15 protein-coding genes are annotated in these 19,771 nt (G+C 56.6%); 9 read left to right on the forward strand and 6 right to left on the reverse strand.

Annotated features, from left to right (window positions below; genetic code table 11):
- Positions 1 to 122: 122 nt before the first annotated feature.
- The 4 genes from K325_RS0116995 to K325_RS0117010 form a co-directional block, all read right to left on the reverse strand.
- Entirely contained in the window at positions 123 to 755 is a 633-nt protein-coding gene (locus tag K325_RS0116995) for a TetR/AcrR family transcriptional regulator (RefSeq protein WP_029655456.1), read from the reverse strand.
- Between the two features lie 177 nt (positions 756 to 932).
- Complete coding sequence (gene recA / locus K325_RS0117000; protein WP_029655457.1) at positions 933 to 1,976, reverse strand: recombinase RecA; 1,044 nt, start codon at positions 1,974 to 1,976, stop codon at positions 933 to 935.
- A 158-nt stretch (positions 1,977 to 2,134) separates the two neighbouring features.
- Complete coding sequence (gene pncC / locus K325_RS0117005) at positions 2,135 to 2,635, reverse strand: nicotinamide-nucleotide amidase (RefSeq protein ID WP_029655459.1); 501 nt, start codon at positions 2,633 to 2,635, stop codon at positions 2,135 to 2,137.
- 37 nt (positions 2,636 to 2,672) lie between these two features.
- A complete protein-coding gene (locus tag K325_RS0117010) occupies positions 2,673 to 3,764 on the reverse strand; it encodes an FAD-dependent oxidoreductase (RefSeq protein ID WP_029655460.1) in 1,092 nt (363 codons plus the stop codon).
- A gap of 83 nt (positions 3,765 to 3,847) precedes the next feature.
- On the opposite strand from K325_RS0117010, the gene K325_RS0117015 reads away from it, so the two are divergent.
- From K325_RS0117015 to K325_RS0117035, 5 genes are all read left to right on the forward strand, one after another.
- A complete protein-coding gene (locus tag K325_RS0117015; RefSeq protein ID WP_029655461.1) occupies positions 3,848 to 4,552 on the forward strand; it encodes a TIGR04283 family arsenosugar biosynthesis glycosyltransferase in 705 nt (234 codons plus the stop codon).
- Entirely contained in the window at positions 4,549 to 5,184 is a 636-nt protein-coding gene (locus K325_RS0117020) for a TIGR04282 family arsenosugar biosynthesis glycosyltransferase (RefSeq protein ID WP_029655462.1), read from the forward strand. Before K325_RS0117015 ends, K325_RS0117020 begins: the two co-directional genes overlap by 4 nt.
- A gap of 126 nt (positions 5,185 to 5,310) precedes the next feature.
- The gene (locus tag K325_RS0117025; RefSeq protein WP_051146701.1) at positions 5,311 to 7,692 is read left to right on the forward strand and encodes an ATP-binding protein; all 2,382 of its coding nucleotides are present in this window, start codon (positions 5,311 to 5,313) and stop codon (positions 7,690 to 7,692) included.
- A gap of 28 nt (positions 7,693 to 7,720) precedes the next feature.
- A complete protein-coding gene (locus tag K325_RS0117030; RefSeq protein ID WP_029655464.1) occupies positions 7,721 to 8,617 on the forward strand; it encodes a GGDEF domain-containing response regulator in 897 nt (298 codons plus the stop codon).
- A 169-nt stretch (positions 8,618 to 8,786) separates the two neighbouring features.
- A complete protein-coding gene (locus K325_RS0117035; RefSeq protein ID WP_211218173.1) occupies positions 8,787 to 9,884 on the forward strand; it encodes an ABC transporter substrate-binding protein in 1,098 nt (365 codons plus the stop codon).
- Here K325_RS0117035 and K325_RS0117040 read toward each other — a convergent pair.
- Positions 9,854 to 12,268 (reverse strand): hybrid sensor histidine kinase/response regulator, encoded by a 2,415-nt coding sequence (locus K325_RS0117040; protein ID WP_169441830.1) that lies wholly within the window; start codon positions 12,266 to 12,268, stop codon positions 9,854 to 9,856. The genes K325_RS0117035 and K325_RS0117040 overlap by 31 nt on opposite strands.
- Before the next feature lie 29 nt (positions 12,269 to 12,297).
- Positions 12,298 to 13,077: a response regulator transcription factor gene (locus K325_RS0117045; protein ID WP_029655467.1), complete on the reverse strand. Its 780-nt coding sequence runs from the start codon at positions 13,075 to 13,077 to the stop codon at positions 12,298 to 12,300.
- 251 nt (positions 13,078 to 13,328) lie between these two features.
- Between K325_RS0117045 and pgaA the strand changes: the two genes are divergently transcribed.
- From pgaA to pgaD, 4 genes are read left to right on the forward strand one after another with little or no spacing between them, the layout of a single operon-like run.
- Positions 13,329 to 15,785, forward strand: coding sequence for a poly-beta-1,6 N-acetyl-D-glucosamine export porin PgaA (pgaA, locus tag K325_RS0117050; protein WP_156836624.1), 2,457 nt, complete (start codon positions 13,329 to 13,331; stop codon positions 15,783 to 15,785).
- An 11-nt stretch (positions 15,786 to 15,796) separates the two neighbouring features.
- Positions 15,797 to 17,806 (forward strand): poly-beta-1,6-N-acetyl-D-glucosamine N-deacetylase PgaB, encoded by a 2,010-nt coding sequence (gene pgaB / locus K325_RS0117055; RefSeq protein ID WP_029655469.1) that lies wholly within the window; start codon positions 15,797 to 15,799, stop codon positions 17,804 to 17,806.
- Positions 17,803 to 19,146 carry a poly-beta-1,6-N-acetyl-D-glucosamine synthase gene (gene pgaC, locus K325_RS0117060; protein ID WP_029655470.1) on the forward strand — a complete coding sequence of 448 codons (1,344 nt, stop codon included), beginning with the start codon at positions 17,803 to 17,805 and terminating at the stop codon, positions 19,144 to 19,146. The genes pgaB and pgaC overlap by 4 nt, the downstream gene beginning before the upstream one ends.
- The gene (pgaD, locus tag K325_RS0117065) at positions 19,143 to 19,631 is read left to right on the forward strand and encodes a poly-beta-1,6-N-acetyl-D-glucosamine biosynthesis protein PgaD (RefSeq protein WP_029655471.1); all 489 of its coding nucleotides are present in this window, start codon (positions 19,143 to 19,145) and stop codon (positions 19,629 to 19,631) included. The genes pgaC and pgaD overlap by 4 nt, the downstream gene beginning before the upstream one ends.
- Positions 19,632 to 19,771 lie beyond the last annotated feature (140 nt).

Below are 19,771 nucleotides of genomic sequence, written 5' to 3' on the forward strand. Positions count from 1 at the left end.
TACTACACCGTGCAGTGTAATCGGAAGTAGAAATAACAGAAAAAAAGGTAGGGAATAACCCGCATCGGCTACCGCCAGATCAGGATGACCAGGCGGCGCTGCCGGTAATCAGACAGGAGATATCAGGCGGGGGAAGTCGGGGTCTCCAGGTGTGCGTAATGCCCCAGAAACATCGAGACAATGGATTTCAGGTACTGGTCCCGGCCTTGTTCATCAAAAGCCGTTTCATTCTGAATCAGTCTCGGCCAATACTCTGTGGAGGTGATCATCCCGGCAAACTGGGTGGTTGCCTGCGCCGCATCAAACGGGGGTAACCGGCCTTGCTTCTGGGCGGTTTCGATCCAATTCTGAATGGGTTTCTGAGGCTCCCGCCCGGTAACCGCGGTGCCCGCCATGCGCGGTGATTGGATGAAACGGGAAAGCACAACCCGTGAAAGCTTGATGAAATCATCGCTGGTGACCAGCTCGGCGTACATCCGGCCAATGACCAGCAGCTGGTCTTCCAGCGGCTCTTCATTCAGAGGCGGGAATTCAAGATGCCCGCAACGCACAATCAACTCATCAAGGATGGCTTCGAACAGGGCTTCCTTGGATGCAAAGTGGTTGTAGACCGTTCGCTTGGAAACATGAGCCACCTCGGCAATCCGGTCCATACTGGTTTCCAGGAAACCGTGTTCCTGAAATTCGTTCAATGCGGCTGTCATAACGTCCTGCCGCTTACCTGTGCGCACACGGCGTGGTGCTTGCGTACTCATGGCTCTTACCTCCCTGCCCTTGCGCCAGACTTTACTGCACCGTTCAGGGTAGTTTCAAGGCACGGGCACGCAGGCATGCACTAACGGCGATGTCTGTCGAAAAGAAAAGGGGGTTAAAAGAAAGAAAACAGAGGTGTCCGTCACCGGACACCTCTGTAACGTCTCGCGGAGGGAGTGTCAGAGCAACTCGCCGTTTACCTCTGCAGGCGCTTCTGCGGCATCTTTTTTGTCAGGCTTGGGCATCAGCTTGTCACGGACCTTGGCTTCGATTTCGTGAGCAAGATCCAGATTTTCTTCCAGAAACTTGCAGGCATTCGCCTTGCCCTGGCCAATTTTGTCGCCGTTGTAGGCGTACCAGGCACCTGCTTTATCAACAAAGCCTTCTTTCACACCCATGTCCAGCACTTCGGCCATGTGGTAAATGCCCTTGCCGTACATGATCTGGAACTCAGCCTGCCGGAACGGGGGTGAGACCTTGTTCTTGACCACCTTAACCCGGGTTTCGTTACCCACCACTTCATCACCGTCCTTGACCGAACCAATACGGCGAATATCCAGTCGCACGGACGAGTAGAATTTCAAAGCATTACCACCGGTTGTGGTCTCGGGGCTGCCAAACATGACACCGATCTTCATCCGGATCTGGTTAATAAACACCATCAGACAGTTGGCATGCTTGACGTTACCTGTCAGCTTCCGCAGCGCCTGGGACATCAGGCGAGCCTGAAGACCCACGTGGCTGTCGCCCATTTCGCCTTCAATCTCGGCTTTCGGTGTCAGGGCCGCCACCGAGTCAACGATGATCACATCAACCGCGTTAGAGCGCACCAGCATATCGGCAATTTCCAGAGCCTGCTCTCCGGTATCCGGCTGGGAAACCAGCAGTTCGTCCACGTTGACACCCAGCTTTTCAGCATAGATCGGGTCCAGCGCATGCTCAGCATCAACGAAGGCGCAGGTTTTACCCTGTTTCTGGGCTTCTGCGATGACCTGCAGTGTCAGTGTGGTTTTACCCGAACTCTCCGGACCATAGATTTCTACGATACGGCCATAAGGCAGACCACCAATACCCAGCGCAACATCCAGCCCCAATGACCCGGTGGAGACCGCAGGAATGGCTTCCCGGGGCTGATCCCCCATTTTCATCACCGCGCCTTTGCCGAACTGGCGCTCAATCTGGCCCAACGCTGCACTGAGTGCCTTCTTGCGGTTATCTTCCATTATTCCAAACCCTCATCACCTGAGCCGCTCGACCAACAGGCGCAAAAGCGGCGAAATCCGGAGAAAACCTGAACGACCATCCAGTGTTTTCCTGTATATTTGAACAGTATTAAAACATATGGTCAGAGAGAGACCAACCCCTGAAGCCGTGAAAATCCTCACAGACCTTCAAGAAAGCCGGTAACTCCCTCTAACACATACAAAACTGCCTGCCTGCGCACCTGATCCCGGTCCCCCTCAAAACACTGCACACGGGCTTCAGCCCCGCCCGCCGCGGCGCCCCAGGCAAACCAGACGGTGCCGACCGGCTTCTGCTCTGTACCACCCCCGGGGCCGGCAATCCCGCTGATGGCCACGGCAACATCAACGTTCGCCACCTGAATCGCGCCTCTGACCATGTGCCGTACCACCGGCTCACTGACCGCTCCATGTTGCTCCAGCGTCTCATCGGGCACGCCGAGCACCGATCGTTTGGCGTCATTGCTGTAGGTTACCAGGCCCGCCATCAGGTAGGCAGACGAGCCCGCACGATCGGTCAGGACTTTCGCCACCCAGCCTCCGGTGCAACTCTCTGCTGTAGCCACGGTCAGGCCTTTACGCTCCAGAACCTCCGCCAGGGCTTCTCCCGCCATCGCCAGTTGTGTGTCTGTCACGGTCATGATGCATTCTCCTGATTGTTATCATCCTTCACTGGTTTCATTGTTTGGGAAAGCCCTCAACAAAACCACGGTCAATCCGGTCTTTCCATTTCCACACCCAGGAACCAGAGAACGTGACGGGGCCGTAACTACCGATGGCTGCCCGATCCCCGGTTGCCAGCAGGTATAACGAAAACCGGCGGGGGTAAAACGGTTTCAACGGCTGACCAGCCAGGGCCGACGCCAGATTTCTGGCCAGCACGGGCCCCGCCCGGACTGCGTGCACGCCCGAGCGGTCCAGCCTGCGATCCACCCGGCTACAGGCATCGCCCACCGCAAACACATTAGGCGTCGATTGGCTTTGGTGGCAGGCATCCACCAGTACAAAGCCGTCGTCATCGACCGCCAGACCGCTGTCCCGGAGAAACGGCAGGGCCACTCCGCCGGTCGCAATCAGGACCACATCTGAAGGGTACTGTCTGCCACTCGCCACCCGGATGCCATCCCTGACCAGCTCGGCGTACTCGTCAACAACCCCGACGTCGCGCTTCATCAAGGCACACCCCACCCGACGCCGGAAACGACGGCCAAACCCCGGCACAATCCCTTTGGCGCCTGCCACCAAAACAACACGCCTTCCTTCCCCGGCAATGGCCAACGCCAATTCAACTCCGCCAGCCCCGCCTCCCAGGACCGTCACCGTCGGCTTATCAGCTGCTGCCAGCCGTGGCCCGGCCGCCAACCACTGGCGGGCCAACTCATCCATGGGCTTTACCCCGAACACACCCGTGGAGAGCCCAGCCCCCCCAAAGGTCAGGCCCTCACTCATAGAGCCCACATCAATAGAAAGCAGGTCATAGGTCAGCCGTGTACCGCTGGCCAGAACGACTTCACGATTCGCGGCAACCAGCTCAACAGCCCGGTCCAGAACCAGAGAACCACCGGCCGCCCTTACCGTTGGTGCCACCGACACCCGACACTGATCCAGCGTGTAGTAACCGGCAACCCAGCCAGGAATCATCCCCGAGTAATACTGCCACGGGGATGGCGTTACCACGATCAGCTCGGTGTCGGGCAACCTCTGACGGGCAAACTCCCGCAGCGCCACCAGATGAGCATGGCCTGCCCCCAGCAACACCAATCGTTTCATTTAACCATCCCGGGCCTCGCCCTGTTTCCTGTCATGCCTGCCAGCCCGTGGTCTGATATGCTCCGATACAGGAGGCCAACCGCATGTTGCGACAATCCACACCGCCATCCCCCCCCCGGCTTGCAATCATTGTTCCCGTGCTGAACGAAATCGATGGTGCCAGAGCCCTCACGGAGCATCTTGCCATCTGGCAACAACGGGGGGCTGAAATCATTGTCGTGGATGGCGGCAGCGACGACAAATCCGATATCGTCATTCGGGAGCGCGGCTTTCATGTCATCCGTTCAGAACAGGGACGCGCCGTGCAGATGAATACGGGAGCCCGGGCAACCACCTCAACCCACCTGCTTTTTCTGCATGCTGACACACGGCTTCCACCACAAGCCGATACCCTGGTCCGAGAGCACCTCTCGTCGAGCCAGGCTGCCTGGGGCCGTTTTGACGTTCAGATCGAAGGCCACTCCAATCTGCTGCCCGTTGTCAGCAGACTGATGAGCCTTCGCTCAAGGCTGACTGGCATCGCGACCGGGGACCAGGCCATTTTTGTCACCCGGGAACTGTTCGAGCAGGTCGGCGGGTTTCCGGTACAGCCGTTGATGGAAGACGTGGAAATCAGCAAACGGCTGAAACTCATGGCCACTCCACGGTGCCTTAGGGATAAAGTGGTCACGTCCGGTCGCCGCTGGGACGAGCGGGGCAGCTGGCAAACCATTCTGTTAATGTGGCGGTTGCGCTGGGCATACTGGCGCGGCGTTCCTGCAGAACAACTGGCATTCCGATACCGATGACCCAGACAAGAATCATCATTATCGCCAAAGAACCCAGGCCCGGACACGTAAAAACCCGCCTCATTCCTGCCCTTGGAGAGGCCGGCGCGGCGCAACTCGCAGACCAGATGCTGCAATATACACTCCGTCAGGCGCTGGAAGCCGGTCTCGGCCCAGTGGAACTCTGCGTCAGCCCGGAACCCCGCGCCGCTTACTGGCAACAACTTGCAGGCGCCGACCAGGCCAAAGTCTCATCTCAGACAGAGGGAGATCTGGGACAACGCATGGCAACGGCGGCCAGAGCAGCTCTGCACCAAGGTTTACCGGTAATGCTCATAGGCACCGATTGCCCGGATCTGTCTGCAGGCCGATTAAGACAGATGGCTGACCAGCTTCAACACCACGACGCCTGCCTCTGTCCGGTCCTCGACGGGGGCTATGCCTTGCTCGGACTACGGCGCTTTCATCCCAGCCTTTTTAACGACATTCCGTGGAGCACCGCAGAGGTCGCCAGGATAACCCGGCAACGATTGACCGCCCTGGGATGGCGCTTCGCGGAAAGCGAGACGCTGAACGACATTGACGAACCTGAAGACCTTTTGAAGCTGATGTCAACACGCCCCAACTTCATCCAGTCTCCGACTGAAAACTGAATCTTTTGGTCCCCGGCAACCACCAGGCCCAGCGCAGCAAAACTATTGTCCGCTTCACAAAAATCAGCCAACAATCCTCCGTGCGATAATGGCTCATCATACCAACCCGTCTTGCCGGAGCTGCCCGTGCGATACGCCCAGAACCTGTCGATCACACTTCAATGCGTCCTTCTGGTCTCACTGATGGGAGTGCTGGCTCTCAGCCTCACTGCACTGTCTCAATACACGCTCAACTCCGTTGACCGAAACTACCGGAACCTCCTCAATCAGGATGCCCGAAACGCTATTCTTATCAGTCAGGCCTCCATGCAGATCAGTGAGTCTGGACTGCTCGCCTATTCAGTACTCACCGAACAGACGGAAGCGGCAATGGAAAACACCCGGAGCCGGCTCAAACAGGCTCAAATGCAGCTTGCCGAAACGATCTCCAGGCTGACCCCTATCGAAGGTCAACAAGCCCAGATATCCGAGATCTCAAGACAACAACACAGTCTCTTCGTATTGGCCAATCAGATTGTCGACGCGGCCATTCGGTGGCGGGGGGATAAAGCGCTTGACGTTCTTCATAAGGAGTTCACCCCTCAGTTAACGGCACTTCAGGTTAATATGTCGACACTGCGCGACAGTACCGTCAACCGCTACCAGAATTCAGCCCGTTCGCTAAGCAACACCACTGAGGAGTCTCTCAGCACCACCACGTTGTTTTCCACATTGTTGCTGCTGTCAGGCATAGCACTTGCTGCCTACTTTTCCACAACCCGAATTGCACGCCCGATCAGCCAGCTCACCCAGGTGATGAGCCGACTGACTCAGCACAGGTACAACGATCCGATCAACTACCTGAACCGACAAGATGAGGTTGGCCTGATGGCCAGGGCTCTTCAGGTCTTCAAAGACACCATGCAGCGCTCAGAAGAACTGGAAGCTTCAGCCCAGGCCGTTAAAGCTAAATCGGAATTTTTGGCGACAGTCAGCCACGAGGTGCGCACCCCGCTCAATGCCATCATGGGGCTGACCCGCCTGACATTAAAACACCCTCTCAGCCAGACTCAGCGCAGCCGCATAGAGAAAGTCGAGCGTGCTGGCCAGCACTTGCTTGAGATCATCAATGACTTGCTGGACTTTTCAAAAATCGACGCAGGAAAACTTAAGATCGAACACACATCCTTCTGTCCTGACCAGTTGCTCAACGAAGTCAAACTGCTGGTAGAACAGAGGGCCCGGGAGAAAGACCTGAGCCTTCTGGTGGCCCCCGATCCTGGACTGCCCCAACTGATTGGCGATCCTTTCAGGATCAGCCAGATTCTGGTCAACCTCCTCAATAACGCCATCAAATTCAGCAACTCAGGCGATATCTCTCTGTTACTGCGCCTGGACACCTCCAGCGCAGGACATTACCTCTATGGCGAAGTCAAAGACGAAGGTATTGGCATTGAAAAAGAACAGCTTGAACGACTGTTCCTTCCTTTCGAACAAGCTGATGCATCCACAACCCGCCAGTATGGAGGGACAGGGCTTGGGCTCAGTATTTCCCGGCAACTGACAGAACTCATGGGTGGAGAAATCGGCGCATCCAGCGAACCCGGCAAAGGCAGCACGTTCTGGTTCCGGGTGAAAGTTGACATAGGAACATCCGAATCAGGAACGGCCACGGAGATCATCCTTCCACCACGATTTACCAGCCTGCGGGTACTGCTGGTAGACGATAATGAAATGAACCGTATGGTTGCGTCAGAGATGCTGGAACAGGCAAACCTCGAGATCGACACAGCGTGCAGCGGACAGGAAGCCATAGACAAACTCATGCAGAGCGATGACGGCACTTACGACGCAGTTCTGATGGACCTTATGATGCCCGGAACGGACGGCCTTCAGGCCACACAGGCGCTTCGTAGCCATGAGCGCTTCCGGCAGATTCCCATCATCGCAATGACCGCTCGCACCCAACCCGAAGACATCCAACTTTGCTTCAGCGCTGGCATGAACGGGCACCTCGCAAAACCGATTGATGAACAACAGCTTTGGAGAACACTGCTCGACACACTGGCTGGCACCACAAACCAAACCAATCAGCGTATTGAAGCTACAACCAGCTTGCACCCGAACAATACGCTTGTGCTGGACCCCGACCCACTGGCCCGAATGCAAAAACTCATGACTCCAGAACGGTTCAAACATATCTTCAGTCTGTTGCTGAGGGAGCTCAACAACCGCAGCAGTCAATTGGAAGAGGCGCTCGCCAACAACAACAACACGGAAAGTCTGCATCAAAATGCCCACGACCTGATCAGCATAGCCGGTCAATCAGGCCTCAACTGTTTATCGGCCCTGTGCGGGGAAATCACCGAGGCATTGAGAACTCACAATAACGAACAAGCTTTCACCCTTGCCGAGGAGCTGCGCCCAACCATTCGCAGTAGCATTCAGATACTGGAACATCATTTCTATGATCCAGACGACCCACTGACCAACGCACTGGAACTCCCCCATGGCTCGCCACAATCATAAAAGCAGGCAGTCGGATACTCCGACTGCCATGCATCAGCAGAAAGTTCTTATCGTTGACGATCAGGTGCTGAACCACGCCTTTATCGCCTCAGAGATCGAAGACTTCTGCACTCCGATTTCTGCCGATTCCGGCGCCAAAGCATTGAAACTCGCAAGCCGTCTGAAGCCTGACCTGATTCTGATGGACATCAACATGCCAGGCCTGGACGGTTTCGAAGTCTGTCAGCAGTTAAAATCCAATCCTCAGACTGAAGACATTCCGGTTATCTTTCTGTCTGGCATGACAGACATTGCGTCAGAAAAAACCGGGCTGGAGCTTGGCGCCCTTGACTACATTCGCAAACCTTTCAACCCGGAGATCCTCAAAGCCAGAATCTGGAACCAGCTCCAACTTCAAAGGAAACGGAGAACTCTCGAAAAAATGTCCAACCGGGACAGCCTGACCAATATCGCCAACCGCCGCTATTTCGACCAGTCACTCGGGCATGAGTGGGAGCGAATGAGAGAACTGAAACACCCCCTTGGATTGCTCATGATCGATATCGATGCCTTCAAACCCTTCAACGATGAGTATGGCCACGTTACCGGCGACAAAGCCCTGAAAAGGGTTGCTCAGTGTCTGAACCAGTCACTCAAACGTTCCGGAGATTTGGTGGCCCGCTATGGCGGGGAGGAATTTGCCTGCATCCTTCCTCACACCGATAAAGACAGCGCAAGGCTCATCGGCAACCAACTCTGCGCCGCCGTGCTGGACCTTATGATTCCTCATGGTGCGTCAACCGTAAGCGCTTACGTGACTATTAGCATTGGCAGTGCAAGCGTTTACCCCGGCGAGACGGGCTCCATCAAGAGGCTAATCGCCCTTGCCGACCAACGACTTTACACTGCAAAAAATACAGGACGGAACCGTGTTGTCCATGAATGATTCCGTAAGCTCAACACCTCATATACGAGTGCTTTTCACCTGTCTCCTGCTTTGTTTTCTTCCAACAGAAGCCCGTCCCGCAGGCAAGGTTGATTTGGCTCACTGGTGGGTATCCCCAGGTGAACAAGCTGGCATCACCGTAATCCGGAACTACGCTGAGCGGGCTGGAATGCAGTTCACCGACACAGCCATCCCCGGCAGCGGAACCGCACGCTATTATGAGAGCCTGAACGATCAGCTCGCTGCTGGTCAGATACCAACTGCCTCACAAGTTATCGGTTACGACATCCACCTTTGGGCTAAACAGGGGCGGCTAGCTACAATGGATGCGGTTGCCCGAGACGAAGAATGGGACGAAGTGATTCCCTTTGCCCTCCAGCAACTGTCTAAATACGAAGGGCACTGGTATGCCGTGCCCTTCAATGTACATTCGACCAACTGGCTGTGGGTAAACCAACGCCAGTTTGAGGCTATTGGCGGCCAGGAACCCGACACTTGGACGGATTTCATTGCCTTACTCACCAGAGCAAAGCAAGCTGGCCTGACTGCGCTGGCCATTGGCAACGAGTCCTGGGAGCAAACACTCCTGTTCGAGTCCGTAGCCGCTGGTCTGGGGGGGGTCACATTCTATCGTCGAAATTTTCTCGAACTCTCTCCACAGCCTGGTGATCAGGACATTTTCCAACATGTTTTTGCAAGAATGCGGCAACTCCAGGCATTCGTAGACAACAACTACCACCGCATGGTCTGGAGCGATGCGACCCGGCAACTTCAGAATGGCAAAGCGCTACTCCAAGTACAGGGTTCCTGGGTGGATGGAGAATTCACGGCAAGAAACCTGAAGCCCGGCTCCGATTACCAGTGTTTCCGGTTTCCGGATACTCAGGGTATGGTGCTGTTCAACGCAGACCAATACATGCTGCTCAACGACAGCAAGACCCCCGAAACCACCCGCAGAAAACTGACGAGTCTTTTAATGAACAGGGATCTGCAACGTGATGTCAACCTGGTGTCTGGCGCTATTCCCGCACGAGTGGATGCACCCAGAAAAGCCTTTGGAGCCTGCGGTCGTAAAGCCATCAGCGATATGCGCAACGCCAACATGCGCCGCACCCTGATGGGATCAGTCGCCATGGGGAACGCGCACCCCGCATCTGTCAAAGAGGCCGTTTATCGTATTGTCGCTGACCACTTCCGGGGCAACCTCAATGACCGACAAGCCAGCGACCAACTGATTCAGGCGCTGCTCGGGACAGGACCAGGCTGATCCGCGCCCCCCAGCGGGCGCTTTTCGCGGCACAGCCGCTCTACCACAGCCAGAAACTCATCGCTCGCTGCCGGTTTCAGCAGTGTTGCATCGAACGCCACTCCATAAAGCCTGGCCACCGGACTCGGCGGCATAGAGGAATACAGGAGAACGGGCAGTTGCGGGTAGTATTTGCGCACCTCGTCCAACAGTGCCCAGCCATCCATATCCGGCATTAGTTGGTCGGTCACTAACAGATCGGCAACGTCTTCGCTCAAAACGTCAAGTGCCTCCTGGCCACTGGAGACCGCTTCCACGTCAAAGCCATATCCGCCAAGAATTTCACCCACAAAAGCCCGGGTTAGCTCGACATCATCAGCGACCACCACTCGAAACCCTTCGCCATCAACTTCGCGGACATTCTTTTCTTCCATCACGACGACAACATCAGACTCATCTGCCACTGGCATCGCAAGTTCAAACACAAAAATACTGCCAACCGGATGATTATCATAAACTTCCAGGTGGCTGCACATTTGCTCAAGCAGCTCTTCCACAACCGATAATCCAATCCCAAACCCGTCGGTCGCCTTCACCCCTTCACCACGCCGGAACGGCTGAGTGAGATTTTCCCGCAGTTCTTGCGGGATACCCATGCCTGTATCCGCCACCTCAAACCGGACGAATACACGATCCTGATCCCGCCCCAGGCGCTCAACCTTAAGGGTCACGGTCCCTTCCCGCGTATATTTGGCGGCATTCCCCACCAGGTTCAGCAGCACCCGGCGCAACGGTTGAAAATCGACAAGAACAAGCGGTGGCAAATGAGAAGATAACTCTGCCAGAAACCGATTCCCGTTTCTTTCCGCGAGCATACGCCCGTCGACCTCAATGTCATCCAGAAACGCATAAAGAAATCCAGCCTGAAGATTTTTTTCAGTCATAGCAAGCTCTTTGCCAGACAACAGAATAAGATCATCCAGCAGCCCCAATTGCTGTCGCGCCTGGCGCTCAATGTAACGACCTTGCTCATTTGCCCCCATCGATTGTGCCTGCTGGATGATCCCGACAAGCGGAGCCCGCAAGTCATGACTGACACGGGCGACCATTAGCTCCCGAGCAGCCAGAGATTTCTGCAATTGGGCAGTGCGTAATTCGACAATTTGCTGCAGACGCTTACGACTGTTCTCCTGAACCTCGACTAACTGGCTCTGAGCTTTCATTTCATTCCGGCGGCTGTCACGACCCAAAGAAACCACGGTCAGCACTACCAGCACCAGAATCATGAAGCTGGAACTGACTTCAAAGAGATCTTCCCCATCATGCAAAGACGGAGAGATCACGCTTCGGGTCATCACTGACACGCCTTGGAACAACATAAACGCAGCCAAGCCCCAGGCCAAAGGGGATAGTCGAATCCCATGGACCAGAGCCAAAACCAACAGAAAAGGAACTAGCAGGTAGATTCCATAACGAAAAAGATTGAACAGGTATATCGATTCAAAGACGTTTCCGAGCCCCCCCCAGACCAAGAGGGCTGCCCCAATTAACAGATATCCGAGAGTAAGCAGTTTGCCCCCCCCAGATAACTGATTCACCCTGAATAACAGGTAGACATAAGTGGAAAAAAAAACGAAAACTATCGTTGCCAGAACCGCTACCACAAAGCTGAACCAGGGAAGCAGCTCTGGCAGATAGAACAGATAACCATTGACAACCAGCGTAATCATCAGGTAGCCGAGCAGTCCCAACGAACTGGCCACGAGCAGATAAGACCTGAAGATAAAAGCAGCCAGCAATCCGGATATAACCACCACCACTGCGGCGCCAGCAACCACCCCATCTTTCAAATGCAGTCGGGCAGAGTGTTGGCCATATGCTGCATCTGACCACAACGCCACCCCAAGCCCGGCCAGGCTTTCGTTTTCCACCCGGACCCAGACAGGATAGAGCGCATTTTCAGGCACATTCAGAAAAAAATAAGGCTGCCGAGCCCTGACCGACCGCTTATCAAGAGGCACCCTGCTTCCTGCCACCCGCCGCTCCAGCGTCTCTCCCCGCAGTGTGTAAACGTAAACCTCTTCAAGCTGCGGGCTACCAACGGTCAGTAGTCGTTGACAGGCCCGGCCACCCACATTATTCAAAGTGAATCGTAACCAGTATGCGGAAGTGCTGATATTAGGCCGCCAACCTTCACGGCCCAAAGGGATAAAAGCACCAGCAGGCATCCTGCTAACCTCTGATGCCGAAAGTGAACGTCCCGGATCTTCCAGGACACTGGCTTCAAGCTTCAAGTCATAATCCAGCTGTTCACAGACCGGAGGTCCGTCAAGAACAGACAACAGTTCGCCCGCCTGCAGCAGAGCAGCTCCCATAATGAGCCACAAGATGACCAACAGCTTCATGTGCATATTCATCAATTCCGTTTGAGAGGCTAGACCTCAGATGCCCGAGCTTGCTGCCGGTATGCTCTGGGAGTAACACCTTCCTGCGCCTTGAAGGCCGTTGCAAAGTTGGCAGATCCACTGAACCCCACCAGGGCGGCGATGTCCTCAATGGAAACCAGACCTTCAGCAAGAAGCTCTTTTGCGCGCTGAAGCCGGGCATGGCGAATATAGGCGAATACCGTCATCCCGAAGTGCTCACGAAACACTTTCAGGAGTCGTTTTTCATGGGTGCCTGAGGCCTTGGCGATATCACTCAGCGAGGGAGGGTTCGCCAGATCATCAAAAATCAGCCGGGACGCTGCCCGCAACACCAGTTCGTCAGCGCTGGCCACAGGCTGCAATGACGTTTCTTCAGCGCTTTCCTGCCCCATCGCGCGCCACGCGAGACTCAAGTGGATGCGAAGCCGGGCCAGCACTTCCTCTGCGGTGTAAGGCTTCACCACAAAATCGACCGCGCCCCACTTCAAACCTGCAAGACGGTCATCAACCGACGTCGAGGAAGACAAAAAAATGACGGGTATCTCTTGCGTGACAGGCGATTCGCGCAACAAGCGACAAACCGCAAGCCCATCCATATCGGGCATATGCAGGTCGAGCACGATGATATCAGGCCGGACCAATTGCGCCTGGTAGACCGCCTTTCGGGCCGCTGCCACCACCGACAAGCGAAAGCCTTCCCGGGTCAGCACCCGGATGAGCGGCCTCAGTTCCTCCGGCCGGTCATCAACTAACAGTACATGCCCCGTTAACGACGAAGCCTCTTTCATCACTGCCCCCATTGCCTGCGCCCGACTTGTAACGACTCCACGCCCCAAACAAAGGGGGATGCGTCCGAAGGTCAATCAGTTTTACGATAGTTAACAATTCAGCACAAGGTGAAAGTGCCGGACATCCAGTCGTCCAAAAGATTCATCTCCTCGCGCACAAGTTTGCTCCCCGGAAGCCGGATATCGTTCAGGAACCAGTCATCAGGCGAACCACAACCCTGACTTTACCTGAGGGATCAGACTTGAAAGGCATGTTCAGACGTTGCCACCCACGCAACTGCTTCAATGAATCGTTCAAAAGCCTGGTCGGGGCCACCATTTTCCTCTGCAGCCTCGCTCAGGCCCAGGAAAGCGAACCGTCACACCAATACAATGAACTGATCACCCAGGCACGAAACGGCCTCTACCAGCCGGCTCTGGACTACCTGAACCAACGTCAGACGCTGACCGAACACCAGCGTCTTGATCAGCTCATCATCACCAGTTGGAGCGGTCAGGACCAGGCAGCGGCTGAGCTTTACGATGCCCATGCCGACGAGTTGTCCGCCTTCCCGGACGCCGCTTTCATAGCGGCACGCGCCCGGCGCAACCTCCGGCACTGGCCCCAGGCCCTTGTCTTACTCGAGAAACTGCACAAAACGCATCCAGAGCAAGCCGACTACCGGATCAGCCTGATCATGACACTCGCCGATGCCGGCCTCGCCCAACGGGCACAGGAAGAAGGCAGGCGCTGGACGACCGATGCCCCGGATACTCCGGAAGCAAGACTAGCCTACGGTTATGCGCTCATGCGCGCCGACGCGCCTTTTGCCGCACTGTTTGAACTGGATCAGGCTCTGCAACTGGCGCCGGAAAGCCGGGACATTCGTCGTGAATACCTTTTTGCCTTACAAAGGGCCGGATTAAGCTCCCCCGCCCTCTCACTCGCGCAACAGAGTTCACTGGTGAGCGACGCTGAGCTGAGACGCCTGGAGGCCGACCAACTCTCCGAACTGGTTCGGTTGTCTGCCGTCCCCATCGGTGCACACCATCACCGCTACAGCCTGGCAGACCGGGCTCTCTCGCGTTCAGCGTCACTCATGGCCGACGGGCGGGAATGGACACAGCAGGAAACCACCCGTCTCCGGCTCGACCGGCTTGGAGCGTTGCACAGCCGGCTCGCCATGCCCCAGCTAAAAACCGAAGCGGAACAGCTAATCGAAGACGATATCGAGCTCCCCGGTTACGCGCAACGCTGGTATGCCAACGCCTTGCTCTATCTGCGGCACCCGGAAGCCGCCGCCCGAATCTACCGAAACCTGATTGCAGACAGTAACGCCAGGGACACTCACTGGATGTCTGACCATCAACAGCTTTTCTACGCCCTGGTAGAAGCCGAAAGACTGGACGAGGCAAACGCCCTGATCAGAGAACTGAGCACCCCGCAGCCGGCCTACCATACCATTCCAGGCACACAACAACAGGTGCTTAACCAACAATGGCTAGACGCCCGGGTGCTGTCCGCAAACAACTTCATCTACCGGGACAACCTGCCTGCAGCCGAAAGTGCCTATGGCCAACTGGTCTCGGACGCCCCCGGTAACACTGGCCTGCGAACCAGCCTCGCGTCGGTCTATCAACTTCGAGGGTGGCCACGCCAGGCAGAGCGCCAGCTCAAGATTGCCGAAACCACAGACCCGGTAAACTCAGGCGTGCTCACGGCTCAGGCAGAGACCGCGCTCAATTTGCAGGACTGGGGGGCCTTTGAGGTACTCGCAGACGACCTGGCGCAGCGGTACCCGGAAACTCTGGCCAACCAGAGGGTGCAACGACAACGCCAGATACACCACATGCACGAACTGCAGACCAGCGCCTACACCGACACCAACAACGGCGACGGCGCAAACGGCAGCGGCGGGTTCGGCATCGACACCCTGATCTATACCCAACCTCTCAAGCAAAACTGGCGGATATTCGGTGGTCTGGGTTACGCCACCGCCAAGTTCGACGAAGGTCGTGCGAACTATCACTGGGAACGGGCTGGCCTGGAGTGGCGCATCAGGGATCACACCATCAGCGCAGAACTGTCGGCCAACCACTACGGCGAGGGTGGCAAGGCAGGATGGAAGCTGAAGGGGGACCATGAGTTCAACGACTACTGGCAATACGGATGGGAACTGGAGGGCCTCTCCAGGCACACGCCTTTACGCGCCCTGAATGCCAATACGGATGCCGACCGCCAGGCTGGTTATCTGCGCTGGCGTGCCAACGAACGACGCGAGTGGCAACTCGACCTCTCAACCATGGCCTTCAGCGATGGCAATGACCGACAGCAAGCCGGCATCAGCGGCAAGGAGCGCCTTCTCACCCGCCCTTACTTCACGGTGGACGCCAACCTGTCACTCTCCTCCAGCCGGAACAGCCAGGGCAATGACGGGCTCTACTTCAACCCGGAATCTGACCTGAGCGTTCTGCCGGGACTGACCCTGAATCACATTCTTAACCGCGAGTATCAGAAAGTCTGGAGCCAACAGGCCTACGTGGGGCTTGGCACTTACACCCAGAACGGTTTTGGCACTGGCGCCACGATTAACGCGAGCTACGGCCAACGCTGGTTATGGAATGAGCAGCTCAACACCGGGGCGACACTCACTGCCTCCACCCGACCTTACGACGGAGAACGGGAACTGGGCCTCGCCCTCCTGTTTGACCTGACCTATCGCTTTTAAGGAATCCGACCGTGACCACATGCCGTTCGTTACTCGGGCCACTGGTGGCCTTTGCCCTGCTCATGGGCTGCAGCGCCCCGGCCAAACCGCCGTTTGTTGCCCCCGGCGATCGCCCTCAGTCAGCGAGCGAAATGCCCTGGCCGGAAGGCGGAGTCATGGGTCTGGCCTACCATGACGTTCAGGATCAGAACCCTGACAATACCTTTATGACCGTGCGCACGGCCAATCTGATTGATCAGCTCGCCCTGCTTCGGGAGAACGGTTACCAACCGGTGTCCGTCGACCAGATCCTGGCCGCCCGCAATGGTGGTCCGGCGCTGCCCGACAAAGCCGTGCTGCTCAGCTTTGATGATGGCTTCAGTAGCTTTCACACCCGGGTTCTGCCCATACTTCGCGCCTATCAGTGGCCAGCCGTATTGGCCCCCGTCGGCGCCTGGCTGGACACACCGGCTGACCAACCCGTCGATTTCGGCGGGCTCGCCGTTAACAGACTCCACTTTGCTGACGAAGCACAGCTCCGCGAGATCGCCGAGTCAGGGCTGGTGGAACTTGGTGCGCACACCTACAACCTTCACTTTGGCGCCCTCGCCAACCCGCAAGGCAATCTACAGCCGGCCGCCTCATCCCGACTGTTTTCAGACGAGCAGGGTTATGAAAGTGAGGAAGAATACCGGGCACGACTCACTCAGGACATCGTCGGCATCACAGATCGCCTGACCCGAATCACGGGACAAGCACCACGCGTGTGGGTATGGCCTTATGGTTCCGCCAGCGGGACAGCGCTTGAGCTCGTTGGCCAGCACGGTTACGAGCTGGCGCTGACTCTGGAATCCGGACTCAGCACCATGACGGACCTGTCCACGGGCGCCAGAATCCTGCTGGATGCCGATCCAGAACTTCCAGGTTTTGCCAGCCAGATCAATCAGGTGCAAAGCACGCCGACTCACCGGGTCATTCATGTGGATCTCGACTACGTCTACGACCCGGACCCAATCGCGCAGCAGGCCAATCTGGATCTGCTGGTCCAGCGAATCGCGGATATGCGCATTAGCACGGTTTTCCTTCAGGCCTATGCCGATCCCAGCGGCGACGGAACCGTGCGTGAGCTGTACTTCCCAAATCGCCATTTGCCCGTAAGAGCAGACTTGTTCAATCGAGTGGCGTGGCAGCTGAAAACCCGGGCAAACATCAACCACCTCTACGCCTGGATGCCAGTATTGAGCTATGAACTGTCACCTGACCGACCCCGGGTCCGCCGAATCAGCCCACACACCGGCGACATCGAAACCGACCCTGATCAGTATCAGCGTCTGTCTCCGTTTGACCCTGAAAATCGGCGGATCATTGGAGAAATATATGAAGACCTGGCCGCCAGCAGCCACTTTACCGGCCTGCTCTTTCATGACGACGCTCTGCTCTCCGACTACGAAGATGCCAGCCCCTTGGCGCTTGAAGCGTATCGGAACGCCGGATTTGGCAACGACATCCTCGCCATTCGCGAGAATGAAGATCAGTTCTGGGACTGGAGCCGATTCAAGAGCCGCTACCTGATCGACTTTACCCAGGAACTTGCAGGACGAGTTCGTGCCATCCGGGGCCCTCAGATCAAGACGGCCCGGAATCTGTTCGCCGAACCCATCCTGAACCCCTATAGCGAAACCTGGTTCGCCCAGAATCTGGATGACTTCCTCGAAACCTACGACTGGACCGCTCCCATGGCCATGCCTCTGATGGAATCGGTGCCCGACACCAAAGCCAGAGCGTGGCTCACCCAACTGGTTCAGGAAGTACGCAAGCGCCCTGATGGGCTCAATCGCACCATTTTTGAACTCCAGGCAATGGACTGGCGGAGCCTGCCCGCCAGACCGGTATCCGACCACGTTCTTCTGGAATGGATTGAAACCCTGCAGTGGCAAGGTGTCCGCCATTTCGGCTACTACCCGGACGACTTCCACAACGACCAGCCTGCGCTTTCAGTCATTCGCCCTTCCCTGTCCAACGCCTGGGAGCCAAAACCATGAAAGATCGCCTTGTTGCCGCGCTCATCCTTTTGGTTGTTCTCGCAGGCCCTCTGGGGTTTGCCCTCAACCTCACTGGCCAACTGCTGCTGAACTTCGTGTTCCTGTACCCGCTGTTGATGTCTGCACTCTGGATATCGGGCGCAACCTACTTCTGGTTCCACTGGGAGCGCCACTGGAGCTGGCGAGGTAAAGATACCCCCTTCCAGGTCCCTGAGCTCAAAGGTGAGCCCCTGGTATCGATCCTGATTCCATGCTTCAACGAGGGTGATCATGTGCGCGAGACACTGGCGGCCGCGTTGAACCAGAACTACCAGAACATTGAAGTGATCGCCATCAACGACGGGTCCAGCGACAACACGGCAGACATCCTAGACCAGGTGGCCGAATCCGAACCCCGCCTGCGGGTGGTGCACCTTGCCAAAAATCAGGGTAAGGCGGTTGCCATGCGCAGTGGCGCCCTGGCGGCCCGCAGCGAGTTCCTGGTCTGCATCGATGGGGACGCCCTGCTCGACCCGGATGCCGTTCCGTTCATGGTGGCCCCGATGATAGACAACCCCCGCGTGGGCGCCGTCACAGGCAACCCTCGCATCCGCACCCGCTCAACGCTGGTGGGCCGCATTCAGGTAGGCGAGTTCTCATCCATCATTGGCATGATCAAGCGAACCCAGCGGGTTTACGGGCGGGTTTTTACCGTGTCCGGTGTCATCGCAGCGTTCCGTCGCACGGCACTTGATCGGGTGGACTACTGGAGTGTCGATATGATTACCGACGACATCGACATCAGCTGGAAGCTCCAACTCGACCACTGGTCCATTTTCTACGAACCCCGGGCGCTGTGCTGGATTCTGATGCCCGAAACCCTGCGCGGCTTGTGGAAGCAACGGCTGCGCTGGGCCCAAGGCGGCGCGGAAGTGCTGCTGAAGAACGTGCGGACCATTTGGAAATGGCGCTGGCGTTACATGTGGCCACTGTTGTTCGAGTTCTGCCTGTCAGCCATCTGGGCATTCACCTTTGCCCTGACCATCGTACTTTGGGTGCTCGGCCAGTTCATCACGCTGCCTGAAAGCCTTCGCATCATCCAACTGGTGCCACCGGGCTTTACCGGCTTGCTGCTGGCCTGTGTGTGCCTGACCCAGTTCACCATCAGCCTGCTGATAGAACGTCACTACGAACGCGACCTGCACCACTGGGTCTTCTGGATCATCTGGTATCCCGCTGCCTACTGGATGATCACACTGTTCACCACCCTGGTCAGCTTTCCCAAGGTCATGCTCAAACGACGCAAACGACTTGCGACATGGACCAGCCCCGATCGCGGAATCAAGAGGTCTTCCACATGATGTTAATCCAGACGAAACAACACTGGTTTCCACGCCTGCTGGGCAATATTTTCACCCTGATAGCCTGGGCCGTTTTCGCCTTTCTGATGATTGATGGCGTCAACACCTTGCTCCACGAAGGCCACCGCCCAAAAGAGTTTGCACTACCGGGAGAGTTTTTCTCTACGTTGCACAGTCTCCTCTGGTACCTGCTAATGGCGGCGATGCTCTCAGCAGTGCTCCTGGGATGGGCCAAATACAGTGAGCGCCGGGCCGCCCGCTACCAGCGCCGCAAGCCGATCCCCGACATGACCGACACGCAGCTGGCCTCCAGCTTTGGAGTGAGCCTGCCGATTCTGAAAATGATGCAGCAGGAACAGATTCTTATTCTGTTCAACAACAGCAACGGAACGCTTGCTCGTGCCTCCTTTGTCAGACAGGGAGTCGCTGAAATGGATCTGAAGAGTGGCTGGCCTCAGCTCCCACCCGAGCGTCAAGTCGCCTGACACTTCCGGGCAAAAAGTAAACTCAGCCTCATTGGATCGCAGCGTCTGGGTGCAAGACCAGCTGAGGCAACGGGCAAGGGATAGCCCGACTCTGATTTCTCTGGCCGTTACGCACGGTTCACCTTCGCCATTTCCGGCTG

Source organism: Marinobacter daepoensis DSM 16072 (assembly GCF_000421165.1).
Taxonomy (GTDB): domain Bacteria; phylum Pseudomonadota; class Gammaproteobacteria; order Pseudomonadales; family Oleiphilaceae; genus Marinobacter; species Marinobacter daepoensis.

Coding starts and splice junctions, on each gene's coding strand:
- pncC (WP_029655459.1), bottom strand. CDS start 2,635: ATGACCGTGACAGACACACAACTGGCGATGGCGGGAGAAGCCCTGGCG.
- K325_RS0117020 (WP_029655462.1), top strand. CDS start 4,549: ATGACCCAGACAAGAATCATCATTATCGCCAAAGAACCCAGGCCCGGA.
- K325_RS0117010 (WP_029655460.1), bottom strand. CDS start 3,764: ATGAAACGATTGGTGTTGCTGGGGGCAGGCCATGCTCATCTGGTGGCG.
- K325_RS0117015 (WP_029655461.1), top strand. CDS start 3,848: ATGTTGCGACAATCCACACCGCCATCCCCCCCCCGGCTTGCAATCATT.
- K325_RS0117040 (WP_169441830.1), bottom strand. CDS start 12,268: ATGAAGCTGTTGGTCATCTTGTGGCTCATTATGGGAGCTGCTCTGCTG.
- K325_RS0117045 (WP_029655467.1), bottom strand. CDS start 13,077: ATGAAAGAGGCTTCGTCGTTAACGGGGCATGTACTGTTAGTTGATGAC.
- pgaA (WP_156836624.1), top strand. CDS start 13,329: ATGTTCAGACGTTGCCACCCACGCAACTGCTTCAATGAATCGTTCAAA.
- pgaC (WP_029655470.1), top strand. CDS start 17,803: ATGAAAGATCGCCTTGTTGCCGCGCTCATCCTTTTGGTTGTTCTCGCA.
- K325_RS0117030 (WP_029655464.1), top strand. CDS start 7,721: ATGCATCAGCAGAAAGTTCTTATCGTTGACGATCAGGTGCTGAACCAC.
- recA (WP_029655457.1), bottom strand. CDS start 1,976: ATGGAAGATAACCGCAAGAAGGCACTCAGTGCAGCGTTGGGCCAGATT.
- K325_RS0116995 (WP_029655456.1), bottom strand. CDS start 755: ATGAGTACGCAAGCACCACGCCGTGTGCGCACAGGTAAGCGGCAGGAC.
- pgaD (WP_029655471.1), top strand. CDS start 19,143: ATGATGTTAATCCAGACGAAACAACACTGGTTTCCACGCCTGCTGGGC.
- K325_RS0117035 (WP_211218173.1), top strand. CDS start 8,787: ATGCAGTTCACCGACACAGCCATCCCCGGCAGCGGAACCGCACGCTAT.